This window comes from Mucilaginibacter paludis DSM 18603 (assembly GCF_000166195.2).
Classification (GTDB): domain Bacteria; phylum Bacteroidota; class Bacteroidia; order Sphingobacteriales; family Sphingobacteriaceae; genus Mucilaginibacter; species Mucilaginibacter paludis.
The window spans coordinates 5671893-5687292 of record NZ_CM001403.1; the positions used below are offsets into that span (position 1 = coordinate 5671893).

Below are 15400 nucleotides of genomic sequence, written 5' to 3' on the forward strand. Positions count from 1 at the left end.
TTAAGAGGTGTGAGGATGGATTTGAACCATCGTAAAGGGTTTTGCAGACCCCCGCCTTTCCACTCGGCCACTCCACCTTATATCATTAGCGCGCAACCTTCAGCTTAGACTGACCGATATATAACTTGGCAGCCTGAATTGCCCGGTTTAAACGTTTTCGACAGATAAGCGTCAATATGATTTATCTTTCTCTGAATAACAGAGCTGGAGTTAGCACCTTGCCATTTTTTATTTGGCAGGTTGCTCAGATTTCAACGGGCCATTCCCTCGGTCTTTCTGGATAAATCAAGCGACAGCTTTAACAATCAATCAATAACGATATAAAAGTATATATAATCTATAGATTATATAGAATTAAATTTAATTTTTTTATGTTTGTCATAGTTAATCATATTTAAACAGATATATATGTCAAAATTTAAAGATTTAAAATCGTTATTAGAAGGTGCGGAAACAGATGCCGTTAAATTTTACGATAACGGGAATAAGGCTGCCGGTACACGTTTACGCGCACGACTCCAGCTGATAAAAAAAATTGCACAGGAGATCAGGGTTGAAGTAGGTGAGCTGAAAAAAAAGAAGGAATGATAGCCAAGGATACAATGAGGCCGCACAAACTATTTAGAAGATTTGATGCACAATACATCCAAAGGCATTGCGGATGTTGTGCATGCGTTGCGGATATAATAAGTTCATTAGAACCTTGTCGATGTTATAGCAAGCTTGCAGTTATATCAGCTTGCATTACTACTGTTTAACCGGCCCGGCAAAATCAAGGAACGATTGAAATTATCGGTTCCCAATTATGGATTGATATCTGCCTCCCGGCAGGCAAATTATTAGTACGGCGGTTAAGCATCTACTAAGCAAAATTTCAATACAACTTAATATTTAAACCATTTATCATGAAAAAAATCATTACTTTTTCTATTTTAATATTATCCTTGCTTGGCGCATCTGTCGCTCAATCGCAGGTAATTAACGGCGTTGTTAAAGATCAATCCCAAACCCTTATCGGCGCATCTGTAAAAATAGCGGGTCAAACTATCGGCACATCAACAGACGTGAACGGAAATTATTCGTTAAGTCTGAAAAGTGGCAGTTACAAAGTGGTAGCCAGCTATGCTGGTTATGAAACCGTTTTTAAGGATGTTACATTAGCTGCAGGGCAAACAATCAGGTTGGATTTTACACTTTCTCCATCAGGTAATTTAAACGAGGTAGTTGTAGTTGGCTCACGCAGCAAGCCCCGGTCGCAGCTCAACTCACCTGTGCCTGTGGACGTGGTTGATATAAAAAAATTAAGCCGTAACGCGCCTCAGGTTACCTTGAACCAGATATTGAATTATGTGGCGCCGTCATTCTCATCCAATGTTCAAACCATATCCGATGGCACTGATCATATCGATCCGGCCTCTTTACGCGGTTTAGGCCCTGATCAGGTTTTGGTTTTGATTAATGGTAAAAGGCGGCATACTACTTCATTGATCAATATTAACGGCAGCTTCGGCAAAGGCTCCGTAGGAACCGACCTGAATGCCATACCAACAGCGGCTATTAAGCGCATTGAAATTTTGCGGGATGGGGCATCGGCCCAATATGGGTCTGACGCGATAGCCGGCGTGATCAACATTATCCTGGACGATCAGGTTAATGTTTTAAGCGGGAATATTACAACCGGTGGGTACGACTCAAAACACACCGAAAAAGGTAAAACATTTGATGGTGGGCAGGTGCAGGCTAACCTGAATTATGGCGTGCCCCTTGGCGAAAGCGGCGGCTTTTTAAACCTTGCCGGATCGTATGATTACCGTGACTATACCAACCGGATGATCGCTTACGGCGGAACAATTTTTACCGATTACAACGATCCTGCTTTAGCTACCGTTCCGGGAACGCCTACAGGAAAAGATATTACCGATGCCGAACTGGCCAAACGCGGTTTGAGCCGGTCGGATTTTAATTCACGTGTCGGTCAGTCGGCCAATAGGGGAGGGAGCCTTTTTTTCAATTCCTCATTGCCCTTGGCAAACGGCGCAGAGGTATATGCCTTCGGAGGGTTAAACTATCGCCACGGCGAATCGGCGGCATTTTTTCGTACCCCTTCACAATTAACACAAACTAACGCTACTATTTATCCGAATGGATTTTTACCGCTGATTGTAACCGATAATAAGGATCAATCAATAGCGGTAGGTACTCGAGGCAAATTGGGCGAATGGAAAATTGATGTAAGCAATACCTACGGACAAAATAAGCTTGATTTTTCAACCACCAACACGTTAAATGCTTCTTTGTTAAGTTCATCTCCAAATTCGTTCAATGATGGGGGCTATGTTTTCAAACAAAATACCACTAACCTGGACCTGAGCCGTTTTTATAAAAATGTATTAAGCGGCTTGAACCTTGCTTTTGGAGCCGAACACCGTTATGAAAATTACCAGATATTGCAGGGGCAGGAGTCATCATACGTTAATTACGGTAACGCGCTTAACATTGGCACAGATGCGTTGGGCAAGCCAATTTTGGTTCAAAACCCCAAAGGCAATGTTTCTACTTTATTTGCCGCTAATGGTTCAGCATTAGGAGGTGGCGCACAGGGCTTCGGAGGCTTCAGCCCGGATAATGTGGTGAATGCATCACGCACCTCGGTGGCTTTTTATGGCGATGGCGAGATTAATTTCACAGATGCTTTTTTAGTGGACGGTGCTTTACGCTTTGAAAATTATTCTGATTTTGGCTCAACACTAAATTGGAAAGTGGCTTCGAGATACAAGTTTTCAGACAAGTTTTTATTGCGCGGAGCAGCAAGCACAGGCTTCAGGGCGCCGTCTTTGCAGCAAAGTTACTTCAGCGCCACGTCAACTATATTTTCAAACGGGCAGTTTGTAGAGTCGGGCACTTTCAGAAATGATAGCCGTATAGCCCAGCTTTTAGGCATTCCTAAGTTAAAACAAGAAACATCTCATAATTACAGTTTGGGCTTCACCAGCAATTTAGGCGATTTTAAATTAACTGTCGACGGATATTATATCAAGATCAATAACCGGATCATCTACACCGGCCAGTTTTCAGGAAGCGCTACCGGCTCGGCTCAGGATCAGGAGATTTATAACATTTTGCATAGCGCCAATGCGCAAACCGCACGTTTTTTTGCCAATGCTATCGATACCCGCACCCGTGGTATTGATGCTGTGCTAACTTATTCTAAAAAACTCGGCAGTGGTTCATTCCGCACGGATCTGTCAGGCACCTACGCTAAAACAGATCTCGCAGGTTCGGTACATGCTTCGCCTTTATTGGTTGGCAAAGAAAGTACCTACTTCGATGATGCCAGCCGCATCTATCTTGAATCGGCCGTGCCGCAAAGCAAGATCAACCTTTCTTTAACTTATGATATCGGCAAATGGAATTTCTTTTGGCGCGATGTCTATTTCGGCAAGGTTACTGAAGCAACCAACGTAGTAACCGCCCAGGATACTTATAAGGGCAAAATTATCTCGGATGTGAGCGTTGGATATGAGTTTTATAAAGATTTCCATCTATCTGTTGGAGCCAACAATCTGTTTGATATTTACCCGGATCCAACATCCGTGGCCAACCAAAGCTCCGGCAGATTTTTATATTCACGCACTGCCCAGCAGTTTGGCTTTAATGGCCGGTTTTTATTTACCCGGTTATCCTTTAACCTGTAGTTCACCTGGATTAAAAAGACAACTGGCTCGTGTTGGCCAGCTGTCTTTCGATATTATCGCCGATAACAGAATCCAATTGCTTTTTTAAGATGACCGTAGTTTTTTACGTTAACCAGGCTCAACATACACGTGTCAGTATAATGCATAGATTTAAACAGGCGAATGATGGTATCGATATTTAAAATGAGGTGAGGCAGATAAAACACCGATAGCTTGCTTAAAGAAGCATAGGGTATGCCTGCCCAAAAGCGGAAAATAAGGCTTATGGGCAATTAATTTGCATGTTTTTACAACTAAAAGTTAATCATATTAATGATATGATAGTTTTTTCAATAAAAGTCTATAATGTCTATAGGAATTAATATATTTTTCTTATCATTGTTAAAATAAAATCAACTCTCTGATTCACAATGGCAATTCTTAAACCCATATTAAATTTAGAGCTTCAGGGCCTGCCTCCAGTTTTCAATCCGGGTTGTTGTATGTATTGTTGTTAGCCCGTCGCTTTATAGGCAATTGTCGCCTATTGTATTCAAATACTAAATAGCATAAAATGCTGAAAGCCAGAATAGCCATTGCTGAGCATATAAACGGTAACCGGTTTCAGATATCAAAAAGGAGGTAAAAGGAAGCAAATCTTACTCATAATTGTGTTTAATAAAAAAGGGAGATACTATAGCATCTCCCCCCGGATTTAATCAAGAATCAGGCAATTCAATTTTGCGGTTGCTGCCTGACTCAAAAAGTTAACTAAACCTAAGTAAAAGTATGCAATTAAATGAAAAAGTCATAATGGCATTTTGTGCCCTGACTTTGCAAAAAGCATTTTCCGTTTTCAAATTTATATTATCTGGTAATCAAAACGTTTTAAAAACGTCGTTAGATAAACCTTTCACCAAACTGTTACAAACTACCCGCTACGCTTTAGCGCTCGTAATTCCGTTACTGTTTTTATCTTTCATTTCCGCTGCACAGATCCAAACGAAGCCTGTAATTAATTCAACATTAAAAGGCAAAGTAATTGACGCAAAAACCAGGGAAAATTTATTGGGCGTGTCCGTACAGATCAAAGGGACCACCAATGGAGCCGTAACCGACGGTAAGGGAGAATTTAACCTGATTACAGGCCAGATATTTCCTTATACCTTAGTGGTCAGCTACATTGGTTATGAAAAACAAGAACTCGTTGTTTCGTCAGGCCCGATACAAATAGAGCTAAAGGCAAATCCGAACCAATTAAATGATGTGGTTGTAGTGGGGTATGGCGTGCAGCGGCGGAAAGATATAACAGGTTCTGTGGCGTCAGTACCCAAAGAGGCACTTAGCCAGGTTTCCCCCTCGGTAGATAATTTATTACGCGGAGCAGTTTCAGGCGTCAATGTTACTCAGAGTTCCGGCCAGCCGGGTGCTTCGGCAACTATCCGCATCCGCGGAGGAAACTCCATTACCGCGGGTAATGAACCTTTGTATGTTATAGACGGTTTCCCTATCTACAACGATAACAGCAGTGTAAGTACAGGTATAGGCGGAAGCGCCACTGGTACCAACTCCGGCCTGAACGCGTTGGCCACAATAAACCCGGGAGACATAGAGTCGATAGACATTTTAAAAGATGCATCCGCAACCGCGATTTATGGCTCCAGGGGAGCAAACGGCGTAGTGATTATTACAACCAAGCTTGGAAAGCGTGGTACCCAAAATGTAACGTATAATACCTATTTCGGGCAGCAAAAAATAACTAAACAGCTATCCTTGCTTAATGGCACACAGTGGGCGCAGCTGTATAATGATGTAATTGCCGCTCAGGGGGCTGGTACCCCGTTAACGGCCACCCAGATCAGCACTATTGGAAACGGATCCGACTGGCAAAACGCAACCTACCGTACCGCGCCCGTTCAAAACCATGATCTGTCTTTTTCCGGCGGCGATGAAAAATCAAGATTTGCTGTTTCCGGCAATTATTTTAAGCAACAGGGAATAACCATTAATACCGATTTCAGCAGGTATTCTGCCCGGTTCAATTATGAGCGTAGTTTATCGTCTAAATTTAAAATCGGGTTAAATGCAACGGGCAGCCGCAGCACTTCCAATGGTGTTGCAGCTAATACCGGCGCACTGGCCAGTGGCTTTGCCAACCTTGGAGCGGTTGCTTTAAGCACATCGCCGGCAGTTGCTATCAAAAGTGCCGATGGTACTTATAACGTTAACAATCCCTATAGTGCCGGTTACAGCGGCAACCCTATTCAGGATTTGAACACAGTGGTTAATGAAACCAATGTTACGCGTACGCTCGGAAACTTTTTTGGCGAGTATAATTTATTACAAGGTTTGGTTGCCAGGGTAAGTTTTGGTGCCGACTTGCTTAATACACGGCAAAATTATTTTGCTCCTAAAAGCAGCCTGAACGGAAGCGCGCTTAACGGAACTGCAGCAATTGGCAATAATGATGTTAACACCTGGCTTAATGAAAATACCCTGACTTACTCTAAGGCAATCAATACGCAACACACGTTCAGCGTTTTATTGGGTTATACCACCCAATACTATAAAAGTGAAAGCGTTACCTCATCCTCATCTAATTTTTTGAACGAAAGTAGCACTTATAATAAACTGGATGCGGGCTCGGTAGCAAATCCGCCTTCATCGTCTGCATACAGTTGGGCGTTAAACTCTTACCTGGCCCGTATCAATTATTCATATCTCAAGAGATACAATTTTACCTTGTCTGCCCGGGCAGATGGTTCTTCTAAGTTTGGTAGCGGTAAAAGGTGGGGGTATTTCCCTTCGGCAGGCTTTTCCTGGAATATCGCCGACGAGGATTTTCTTAAAGATAACAAGCTTATCAGTAATTTAAAACTGCGTTTAAGTGCAGGCGCGACAGGAAACCAGGAGATAGGTGTTTACAATTACCTCACCGCGTTTACGCCTTTAACTACGTCATTAAACGGAACATTCTTAACTGCCTACATTGCCAGTCAATTAGGTAATGAAAAACTAAAATGGGAAAAAACTACTCAGTATAATATCGGAACCGATATCGGTTTGTTTGATAACCGCATTGTGCTTACTGCCGATGCCTATTATAAAAAAACCACTGATTTATTGCTCCTGGTATCATTGCCGTTGTCTTCCGGCTTTTCAACAGCGCTGCAAAATGTAGGTGCGGTATCTAACAAAGGTATCGAACTTGGTATTAATACGGATAACATCCGCGGTAATGATTTTACCTGGAAAACCTCACTGGTTTATTCCCTGAATCGCAATGAAGTATTGAGCCTTGGCAGTGCATCTTATATCAATCCGTCGGTACCTACCATACTGAGCTTGCTGGCACCGGTAAGAGTTATTGTAGGGCAGCCTTTAGGAACCTTTTGGGGATTTAAAACAGATGGAATTTTTCAAAATCAAAATGAGATCAACAATTCGGCTACATCGGATACTAAAGCCAATACAAAACCAGGTGATCAAAAGTATAAAAATCTGGGTGGCGATCCCAATATCATTACTGCCAACGACGACAAAACCGTATTGGGCAGTTCACAGCCTAAATTTACAGGCAGCTTAACCAATACCTTCACTTATCAGGGCTTTGACCTTCTGGTATTTCTTCAGGGGAGTTATGGCAATAAAATATATAATGCCTTAAAGCAGCAATTGAACGTGACGAGTTTGGTGTTGAATAGCACCACCGACGTGCTTGACCGGTGGACACCTGCCAATCCAAGCAACAGCGTTCCGCGCGCTTCTAACCAGCCTACGCAGGTGATGTCTGATCGTTATATTGAAGATGGATCTTACTTGCGCTTAAAAACACTCACTCTTGGTTATACCGTTAAGCAAGGTACTTTATTTAATAAAGCCGGTATCAAAAGCCTGCGGTTTTACCTGTCGGCCCAAAACCTGGCTACGTGGACCAAATATACCGGTTACGACCCTGAAGCCAGCAGCTTTGAACAGAACCCGCTTTTGCAGGGGATAGATTATGGCGCTTATCCAAATTATCGCACATTTCTGGCAGGGTTAAACATCACTCTTTAATAAATACAGCAATGAAGAAGATATTGATACTATTAATAATATCAGGCAGTTTTTTTACTTCCTGCAATAAACTGGACGAGAAACCTTATTCTCTTGTTACGCCCGATGGCTTAACAACGGCATCTGATGCCACCGCATTAGTCTCTGGCGTGTATGCTTCGTTAATTTATGACCCGGGTGAGCAACCTATATACGGGCGTAATATTAATTTTCTGGCGGATATGACCACCGACGACTGGGCGGCCGGCCCCGCAGCGATCAACGCGAATGTGCAGGCATTGAGCAGAGATATTCATGATGCCAGCAACGACCGGGTTTTGGCTATCTGGAGGCAACATTACCAGGGAATAGGCCGTGCCAATACAGCAATCGACATTATAGGCGGTTTAAGTATCGACCCCGTTTTGCGGCTGCGCCTGGCCCGCGAAGCTAAATTTTTACGTGCGCTATTGTATTTTAACCTGGTGCGTTTTTTTGGGGCTATCCCTCTTGTACTGCATACTAGCACCGATTTGACTAACCTTAAAACACCACGTTCTGCGGTTGATGTTGTTTATACACAAATTATTGCAGATCTGACAGATGCAGAAAACCTGCCGGCCATTTATACCGGAACGGATAAAGGCAGGGCTACCAGTGGCGCCGCCAAGGCCTTACTGGCCAAGGTTTACTTAACCCGCCGCAACTGGGACGGAGCTATTGCCAAAGCAGCTGAAGTGATTAACAATAAAGCGGCCTACGGATATGATTTGCCGGTAAGTTTTGCAGATAATTTCGACTATACTAAAAGAAACTCGGGCGAGATTATCTATGCTACCGACTTTACGCTGAACGCCTCGCTGGTATCCTATAATTATCTGTTTGCCTCATCGTGGCCAAGCGCTACCGGTAACCGGGCAGATGTGCCGGCCGATATCTCCTTGTATAGCCTGTATGCAAGCAATGATATCCGCAGGGCCAAAACATTTTATACGTCAAAAGTTGCGCTCGTGGGTACTAACCCAACGGTTTTTACATACGCCGCGCCCGGTTATTTTAATAAGTACGTAACCGATGCCTATGCTTATGCAGGTATCAATGGCTATGCCGCCCCCATCAGTTTTCCGGTATTGCGCTATGCGGATCTGTTATTGATTTACGCGGAGGCCCTGAACGAGAAAAACAACGGCCCTACGGCAGCCGCGTTTGAAGCCCTTAACGAAGTGAGGAGAAGGGCATTCAGCCAGCCGATCTATTCGCCTGGCGCGTATGATGTTACTGCGCTTACCAATGGTACCTATACTGGCTTTCAGGACGCCGTTTGGCTGGAAAGGCGTTTAGAGTTAGCTTGCGAAGCTAACCGCTGGTTTGACCTGGTGCGTGAAACACGCGACGGTAAAAGCCGCCTGGTTTCCGAGGTTAGTAAAATCGCTTCAAAAACTGCCGTTTCAGAGCGCAATAATCTATTCCCTATACCTCAAAGCCAACGGGACCTTGATCCCGAAGGGTTGCCTCAAAACCCGGGTTATGGTAATTAATGCATCAATGAGATAAACCGGCTGGGTTGATATCAACCCAGCCGGTTTTAAACCAATGAAGATGAAATTAAACTTAACACTTACCGCTGCCTTTTTAACCGGAACCTTGTTGAATTTAAATGCGCAGCAGCCTGCAAAAGCAAAGCAGCCGAACGTGGTGCTTATCCTGGCTGACGATTTAGGGTATAACGACCTATCATCTTACGGGAACACGTTGATCAATACGCCCAATATTGACGCGCTGGCTAAAGAAGGAGTGAATTTTACGCAAGGATATGTTTCGGCACCTATCTGTTCGCCTTCCCGTGCCGGGTTGATTACCGGGAGATATCAGCAACGGTTTGGATATGAGTTTTTTGCCGCGACACCTGCAACCTGGGGAGTGCAGGATGCTGCCCATGCTGAAGCAAGTAAAAATGCCTTACGAAAATACGGTGCTTATTATACGATAGATGGATTGGCCCTCGAAACGTATAATAAAACACCCCAAGGCTTACCTGCTAACGAAATTACAATAGCTGGCCTGTTGAAGAAACAGGGGTATAAAACCGCTGTGATTGGAAAATGGAACCTTGGGGAAACAGATGATTTTATACCCGAAAAATATGGCTTTGACTATCATTACGGCTTTTTGAGCGGTGGTTCGCGCTATGGCTCAACTGATGATGTGGACTTTGTTGTTAAAGATCTACCGCATTTGTATTGGAACGCACAAATTATAAAATATGGAAAAGGCCCTGTAAAGTTGCGTAAGAATGCCGGGACAGTTTTAACTACAGAATATTTAACCACCCGCTTTGGTAATGAAGCGGCTGATTTTATAGAAGCCAACAAAAACAGGCCATTTTTTTTATATGTGCCATTCAATGCGCCGCATGATCCGTTTATGGCCAAAAAGGAAGATTTTGCTGCGGTAACCACGGTAAAAGATAGTACCCGAAGAGTTTACCAGGCTATGGTGAAATCGTTGGACGATGCAGTTGGTGTTATCACTAAAAAGCTCAAAGAGCTAAATCTGGATAAAAATACCTTAATTATTTTTACAAGTGATAATGGTGGCGCCATGTACACCCACGCTTTAGATAATAAGCCGTTACGGGGTGGCAAAGCAACCCACTTTGAAGGCGGGATACGTGTTCCATTTATCATCAAGTACCCAGGCGGCATCCCTGCCGGTGAAGTGTTTAACAAACCTGTATCTACGCTTGATTTATTTCCGACGATTGCCGCCGTTACCGGGGCGAATCTTCCAGGAAATGTTACTTATGACGGTGTTAATCTGCTTCCGTATGTCAATAACCTCAATAAAAGCAAGCCTCATCAGTTTTTGTATTGGCGGTCTGGCTGGGCTAAAGCGATACGGAAGGATGATTTTAAGCTTTATATCAATGAGCGGGAAGGTAAAACATACTTGTTCAATATCAGTACTGATATTGGCGAGGGGCATGATCTTTTAAAAGAGAACCCGCAAAAAGCTGAAGAGTTGCGACGCGACCTTTTGAAATGGGAAAAAACTTTAGCGCCACCCCTGTGGCCAAGTGTGTGGTATATGGAATACAAGAACGGGAACGATATCAACTACTTTCCCATTTAGCCTTTAAAAATATCCCCAAACAAAGAATTGAATTAACATGAAAAGATATCTTAAAATCACCCTTGCCGCCTTCATCATCAGCAGTGTTGTTCTTAGCGGTGGCTGGTCGTTTGCCGCTAATTATCCAGTACCGGCCCGGCATTTTGTAAAGCCCCGTCATCATAGCAGGCTTTCTAAGAATGAGGTTGTTAAGTTGTTAGGCCAGGCTTACATTTATGGCTTGCCTGTTGTTTTTACTGATTTTACCAGACAGGTAGCCCACGCCGCCAACAATACATTCAGCCATGGGCACCAGTTTCCCGATCATACCTCTCGTTGGGTGGTTGCCCCCAATAACGACACCAACTACTCTTCAGCTTTTTTAGATCTGGGAGACGATGCCGTGGTATTGAGTATACCGGATACCAAAGACAGGTATTTTGTAGTACCGTTAATGGACGCCTGGACCAACGTATTTGCTTCTTTTGGTAAGCGGACAACGGGAACCAAGGCACAAAAATACCTCATTTCGGGGCCACGGTGGGAGGGGAGCGTACCGCAAGGGTTAACACAGGTAAAAGCGCCAACTGACCTGGTATGGGTCATCGGCCGGATCCAGGTAAACAGTCCAGATGACCAGATTAATTTTGTAAGCAAAATTCAGGATCAGTTTTCGCTCACCACATTAAGCAATTGGGTTAAAGGGAACGAAGTCTCATCGCCAGTTAAGTTTACTCAATATCCTAATACGCCATCGCAGGTTAAGGATGTACAGAATAAAAAAGCGACTGTTGTACAGGCGATTAAAAATATTCCGATCGAGAGCTATTTTAATTATCTGAATGATTTATTGGTGAAAAATCCGCCTTTAGCAGGAGATGAGGCTTTTATTAAACAACTGGAAAAAGTTGGCATCAAAGCCGGAAACAAATTCTCATTAACTGATTTTGACTCCGGCACCCAGGAAATTATCAGGAAAATCCCCGAAGAGGTATTTCATCGCTTTGACGCCGCGGGGCTATCTCTTGAAAATGTTAAGCCATTATCTGGCAGTAAGATCGGTGATTATAAAACTGATTATTTAACCAGGGCCCTGGTTGCTTATAAAGGCCTTGGCGCATTAACTCCCGAAGAGGCTACTTACATTGGGTATTATACCGATGCCGACAAAAACGCGCTCGACGGTAATTATAATTATACCATTCATTTTGAAAAGGGGAAACTCCCTCCCTCAACCGCGTTTTGGTCGTTAACGCTGTATGATAAAGACCGTTACCTTACCGCTAATGCCATACGCCGGTATGCTATCGGAGACCGGAATAATTTAAAGTTTAACCCGGATGGCTCCCTGGATATTTATGTGCAGCATGAAAACCCAGGAAAGGAAAAGGAAAATAATTGGTTGCCCGCACCAACTGAAAGCTTTAACGTGGTTTTGCGTATTTACGTGCCATCGCCGTCCTATCTTAAAGATCATAATGTGTGGGTGAATCCGCCGCTGGTTAAAGCCAACAATCCATAAACATGTCCAGGAAACCTCATCTTATCATTGTGCATTATGTCAATTAGAAAACGAAAAATAACAATACCCCTTGTTATAATATTCTTACTGTTGGTGTTGCTTTGGCTGCTCTGGCCCTTCGCTGACAAAAGCTTTGAGATTGTACCCGATAAACAAAAAATAAAAGAAAAAGAGGCCTTTTTGAATGCCCCGGTTAACCATCAGGAAGCGAAACGACCTAATATTATTATTTTATTGGCTGATGATCTTGGCAAAACTGACATTCCCTTGTATGGAAACAAGGTAGTTCAAACACCGAATATAAATCAGCTTGCCAAAGAAGGCACAACCTTTACCGAAGGTTATGTTTCTGCACCGATCTGCTCACCGTCAAGGGCCGGTTTATTAACTGGCAGATACCAGCAAAGGTTTGGTTACGAGTTTCAACCCGTTAACCGCTATTTCAGTAACCGGCTGGAACGCATCATTTTAAACAAGGCGTTTGATTTACAGGAACTGGAGTTTGATAGCCAAAACCATGTGCCCGATAAGCAAGCCATTGCCCGGCAGGGGCTTCCCGACCAGGAAATTACCATCGCGGAGTTATTAAAGAAAAACGGGTATGCAACGGCAATAACCGGTAAATGGCACCTGGGCTTTAGCCCGCAGTTTTCTCCGCTTAAGCATGGATTTGATTATTTTTTTGGCTTTAACGAAGCTTATGCATGGTATACTGATACTGCAAATACCGTTAATGTACACCATAAGGGCATTATGGATTCGCACATCTGGGAAACGGGTAACACCGGAACTTCTCAAAAACAGCGTAATGGCAAGAGTATTTACGAAAAGGACTTTTACACAAACGCTATAGCCCGCGAAGCAACCGCATTTATTGACCGTAACAAGCAACGCCCGTTTTTGCTATACGTTCCGTTTAATGCTCCGCATACACCTTTTCAGGCCTCTAAAGTGGATGTTAAAAAGTACCAGGACCGCGGTGTGGCCGATTTAAACAAGGCAGTTTACTATACCCTGATCTCAGGTTTAGATAACGCGATAGGGCAAATACTGGCTAAAGTAAAGGCCGAAGGGCTGGAAAACAACACGCTTATCTTTTTTTTAAGTGATAACGGCGGTGCTACCTACACCCATGCAACCAGTAACGCGCCGCTTCGCGGCGGCAAAATGTCGTTATACGAGGGCGGCCTGAATATTCCGTTTATTATTAAATGGACAGGGCATCTTCCATCGGGAGCAACATTTGACCGGCCCGTTACTTCGTTAGATATTTTTGCCACCGCGGCTGCTGTGTCCTCTTCTGTTTTGCCGGCAAATAAGTACGATGGCGTAAACCTGGTTCCGTATCTCACCCATCGGGATACTTCTGCCCCTCATAAAATATTGTATTGGCGCGCTGGGCAAAATAAAGCGATCCGCAAAGGTGACTGGAAACTGGTGTTAAATCTGAAAGATAACATCACCGCTCTTTACAATTTACATTCAGATAAAGTTGAGCAAAATAACCTGGCTGCTAAGAAACCCGGGATCGTGGCACAGCTTAAGCAAGACCTTGCGAATTGGGAAGCTACTTTGCAGGCTCCGCTTTGGCCAAGCAGTGGTTTTTATAAAAATATAACCGATGGAAAAACCGACAGGTTCCCGCTATAATTCTTTCAATAAACACACTGAATATCATCATTAAAACCAGGTATATGACAGCAATCAGTATTGATAATCCTGTGAAAAATGCAGTGTCGCCCGAGCCCAAATATTTCGACGGGTTGCCGGTGACCGGCAAACAACGAAGAATAGTGTTCCTGCTCGCTTTTGGATTTTTCTTTGATTTTATGGATAATTCAAATTTTGGCGTTGTCGCGCCTGCTATCCTCAAACTTTGGCACCTTTCTCTTCAGCAAATCGGCTGGATCAATTCTGCCTTTTTTATAGGTATGTTTATCGGCGGCATTTCAGGAGGGCATTTGTCCAATGTGTTCGGGAGGAAAAAAGTACTGCTGGCAAGCATTGCTTTTTTCTCGGTTTTTTCCTTGTTCAACGGTTTGGCACCGGGTTTTATTACCTTTTTGCTTGCCCGCCTCCTTACAGGTATAGGCACGGCCAGCTTAGTGGTTGTAACCAATTTATACCTGATAGAAATGCTTCCGGGCGAAAGCCGTGGCCGCTGGCAGGCGCTTGTATTTGCGCTTGGCGTATTGGGCATACCCATATTAGGGCTACTCAATAAAATAATTATTCCCTCCGGTCCCGAAGCGTGGCGTGTGCTTTATTTTTTGGGCGGAGCAGGTTTCCTGGCTTTCTTTGCCGGGCTTATCTGGCTCAGGGAATCGCCGAGGTGGCTGGTATCCAAAGGGCGTATTGCTGAGGCCGAACTCATTCTGGGGGATATTACCGGGCTTGATATCCGGTTGAACCCCTCAACCAGCGTTCCTGAAAAAGCTTTTGGCTTAGTCTATACCATACGCTCGCTTACAGGCCAGGCTAATTTGAGGAGGACGATAGTCCTTACTTCAATTTTTTGGGTTGGTTATCCGGCCTATGCCATATTGGGCTGGCTACCTACCTTGTTTTCCAAAAAGGGCTTTAGCCTTGACGAAACGGCTTCGTTTTCGATCTGTTTAGCACTGGGTTTAACGGCGGCGTCATTCGTGGCCTCACTGATATCCGATCTTGGCGGTAGGAAATGGTCGATTATAACCTTGTTCCTGTCCGCCGGAATTTTATCTCTGTTATACGGTCATCTCGAATCAAAGTATCTCATTTTCGGATTTGTTATTTTGTTTTCGCTGGTTGTGCAAGCGCTCAATCCTATTACTTCAACCTATCTGGCTGAGCTATATCCAACTCCTATACGGGGCCTCGCAGTGGGGCTCATATACAGTATTGGCAGAATCGCCATTGCGTTTGTACAACTATTGATAGCGCCAATTTCCGAGAGGTTTGGAGATGTGGGCGTATTCACCTTTACGGCTGTTTTATTTGCCGTACCAGCCGCTATAACCGCATTATGGGGAGAGCGAACCAGCGGAAGATCGCTCGAGAACCTCGCATCTTAACC

The 15400-nt window shown here is 43.9% G+C and carries 8 protein-coding genes, 1 tRNA gene and 1 riboswitch; of the genes, 8 read left to right on the forward strand and 1 reads right to left on the reverse strand.

Translation table 11 applies throughout. The features are described 5' to 3' along the window. Positions 1–5: 5 nt before the first annotated feature. Positions 6–77: transfer RNA gene (locus MUCPA_RS23870), tRNA-Cys, on the reverse strand. Positions 78–178: 101 nt separating this feature from the next. Then, positions 179–287: riboswitch (SAM riboswitch) on the reverse strand. A gap of 121 nt (positions 288–408) precedes the next feature. Here MUCPA_RS23870 and MUCPA_RS23875 point away from each other — a divergent pair. The 8 genes from MUCPA_RS23875 to MUCPA_RS23910 all read left to right on the forward strand — a co-directional run bounded on the left by MUCPA_RS23875 (position 409) and on the right by MUCPA_RS23910 (position 15398). Further along, positions 409–588 carry a histone H1 gene (locus tag MUCPA_RS23875; protein WP_008509877.1) on the forward strand — a complete coding sequence of 60 codons (180 nt, stop codon included), beginning with the start codon at positions 409–411 and terminating at the stop codon, positions 586–588. A 317-nt stretch (positions 589–905) separates the two neighbouring features. Then, the gene (locus tag MUCPA_RS23880) at positions 906–3695 is read left to right on the forward strand and encodes a TonB-dependent receptor (RefSeq protein WP_008509878.1); all 2790 of its coding nucleotides are present in this window, start codon (positions 906–908) and stop codon (positions 3693–3695) included. Between the two features lie 768 nt (positions 3696–4463). After that, positions 4464–7733 (forward strand): SusC/RagA family TonB-linked outer membrane protein, encoded by a 3270-nt coding sequence (locus tag MUCPA_RS23885; protein WP_217220328.1) that lies wholly within the window; start codon positions 4464–4466, stop codon positions 7731–7733. An 11-nt stretch (positions 7734–7744) separates the two neighbouring features. Continuing rightward, a complete protein-coding gene (locus MUCPA_RS23890) occupies positions 7745–9250 on the forward strand; it encodes a RagB/SusD family nutrient uptake outer membrane protein (RefSeq protein WP_008509880.1) in 1506 nt (501 codons plus the stop codon). A 61-nt stretch (positions 9251–9311) separates the two neighbouring features. Continuing rightward, entirely contained in the window at positions 9312–10844 is a 1533-nt protein-coding gene (locus MUCPA_RS23895; protein ID WP_008509881.1) for a sulfatase, read from the forward strand. Between the two features lie 37 nt (positions 10845–10881). Beyond that, a complete protein-coding gene (locus MUCPA_RS23900; RefSeq protein WP_008509884.1) occupies positions 10882–12345 on the forward strand; it encodes a DUF1254 domain-containing protein in 1464 nt (487 codons plus the stop codon). Positions 12346–12381: 36 nt separating this feature from the next. Further along, on the forward strand, positions 12382–13995 hold the full coding sequence (locus MUCPA_RS23905; RefSeq protein WP_050982150.1) for a sulfatase-like hydrolase/transferase: 1614 nt from the start codon (positions 12382–12384) through the stop codon (positions 13993–13995). Between the two features lie 44 nt (positions 13996–14039). Then, a complete protein-coding gene (locus MUCPA_RS23910; protein WP_008509887.1) occupies positions 14040–15398 on the forward strand; it encodes an MFS transporter in 1359 nt (452 codons plus the stop codon). The last annotated feature ends 2 nt before the right edge of the window (positions 15399–15400 follow it).

What these genes read in the sequence shown, in the direction of transcription:
- MUCPA_RS23875 (WP_008509877.1), top strand. Translation starts at nt 409, where the DNA reads ATGTCAAAATTTAAAGATTTAAAATCGTTATTAGAAGGTGCGGAAACA.
- MUCPA_RS23880 (WP_008509878.1), top strand. Translation starts at nt 906, where the DNA reads ATGAAAAAAATCATTACTTTTTCTATTTTAATATTATCCTTGCTTGGC.
- MUCPA_RS23885 (WP_217220328.1), top strand. Translation starts at nt 4,464, where the DNA reads ATGCAATTAAATGAAAAAGTCATAATGGCATTTTGTGCCCTGACTTTG.
- MUCPA_RS23890 (WP_008509880.1), top strand. Translation starts at nt 7,745, where the DNA reads ATGAAGAAGATATTGATACTATTAATAATATCAGGCAGTTTTTTTACT.
- MUCPA_RS23895 (WP_008509881.1), top strand. Translation starts at nt 9,312, where the DNA reads ATGAAATTAAACTTAACACTTACCGCTGCCTTTTTAACCGGAACCTTG.
- MUCPA_RS23900 (WP_008509884.1), top strand. Translation starts at nt 10,882, where the DNA reads ATGAAAAGATATCTTAAAATCACCCTTGCCGCCTTCATCATCAGCAGT.
- MUCPA_RS23905 (WP_050982150.1), top strand. Translation starts at nt 12,382, where the DNA reads ATGTCAATTAGAAAACGAAAAATAACAATACCCCTTGTTATAATATTC.
- MUCPA_RS23910 (WP_008509887.1), top strand. Translation starts at nt 14,040, where the DNA reads ATGACAGCAATCAGTATTGATAATCCTGTGAAAAATGCAGTGTCGCCC.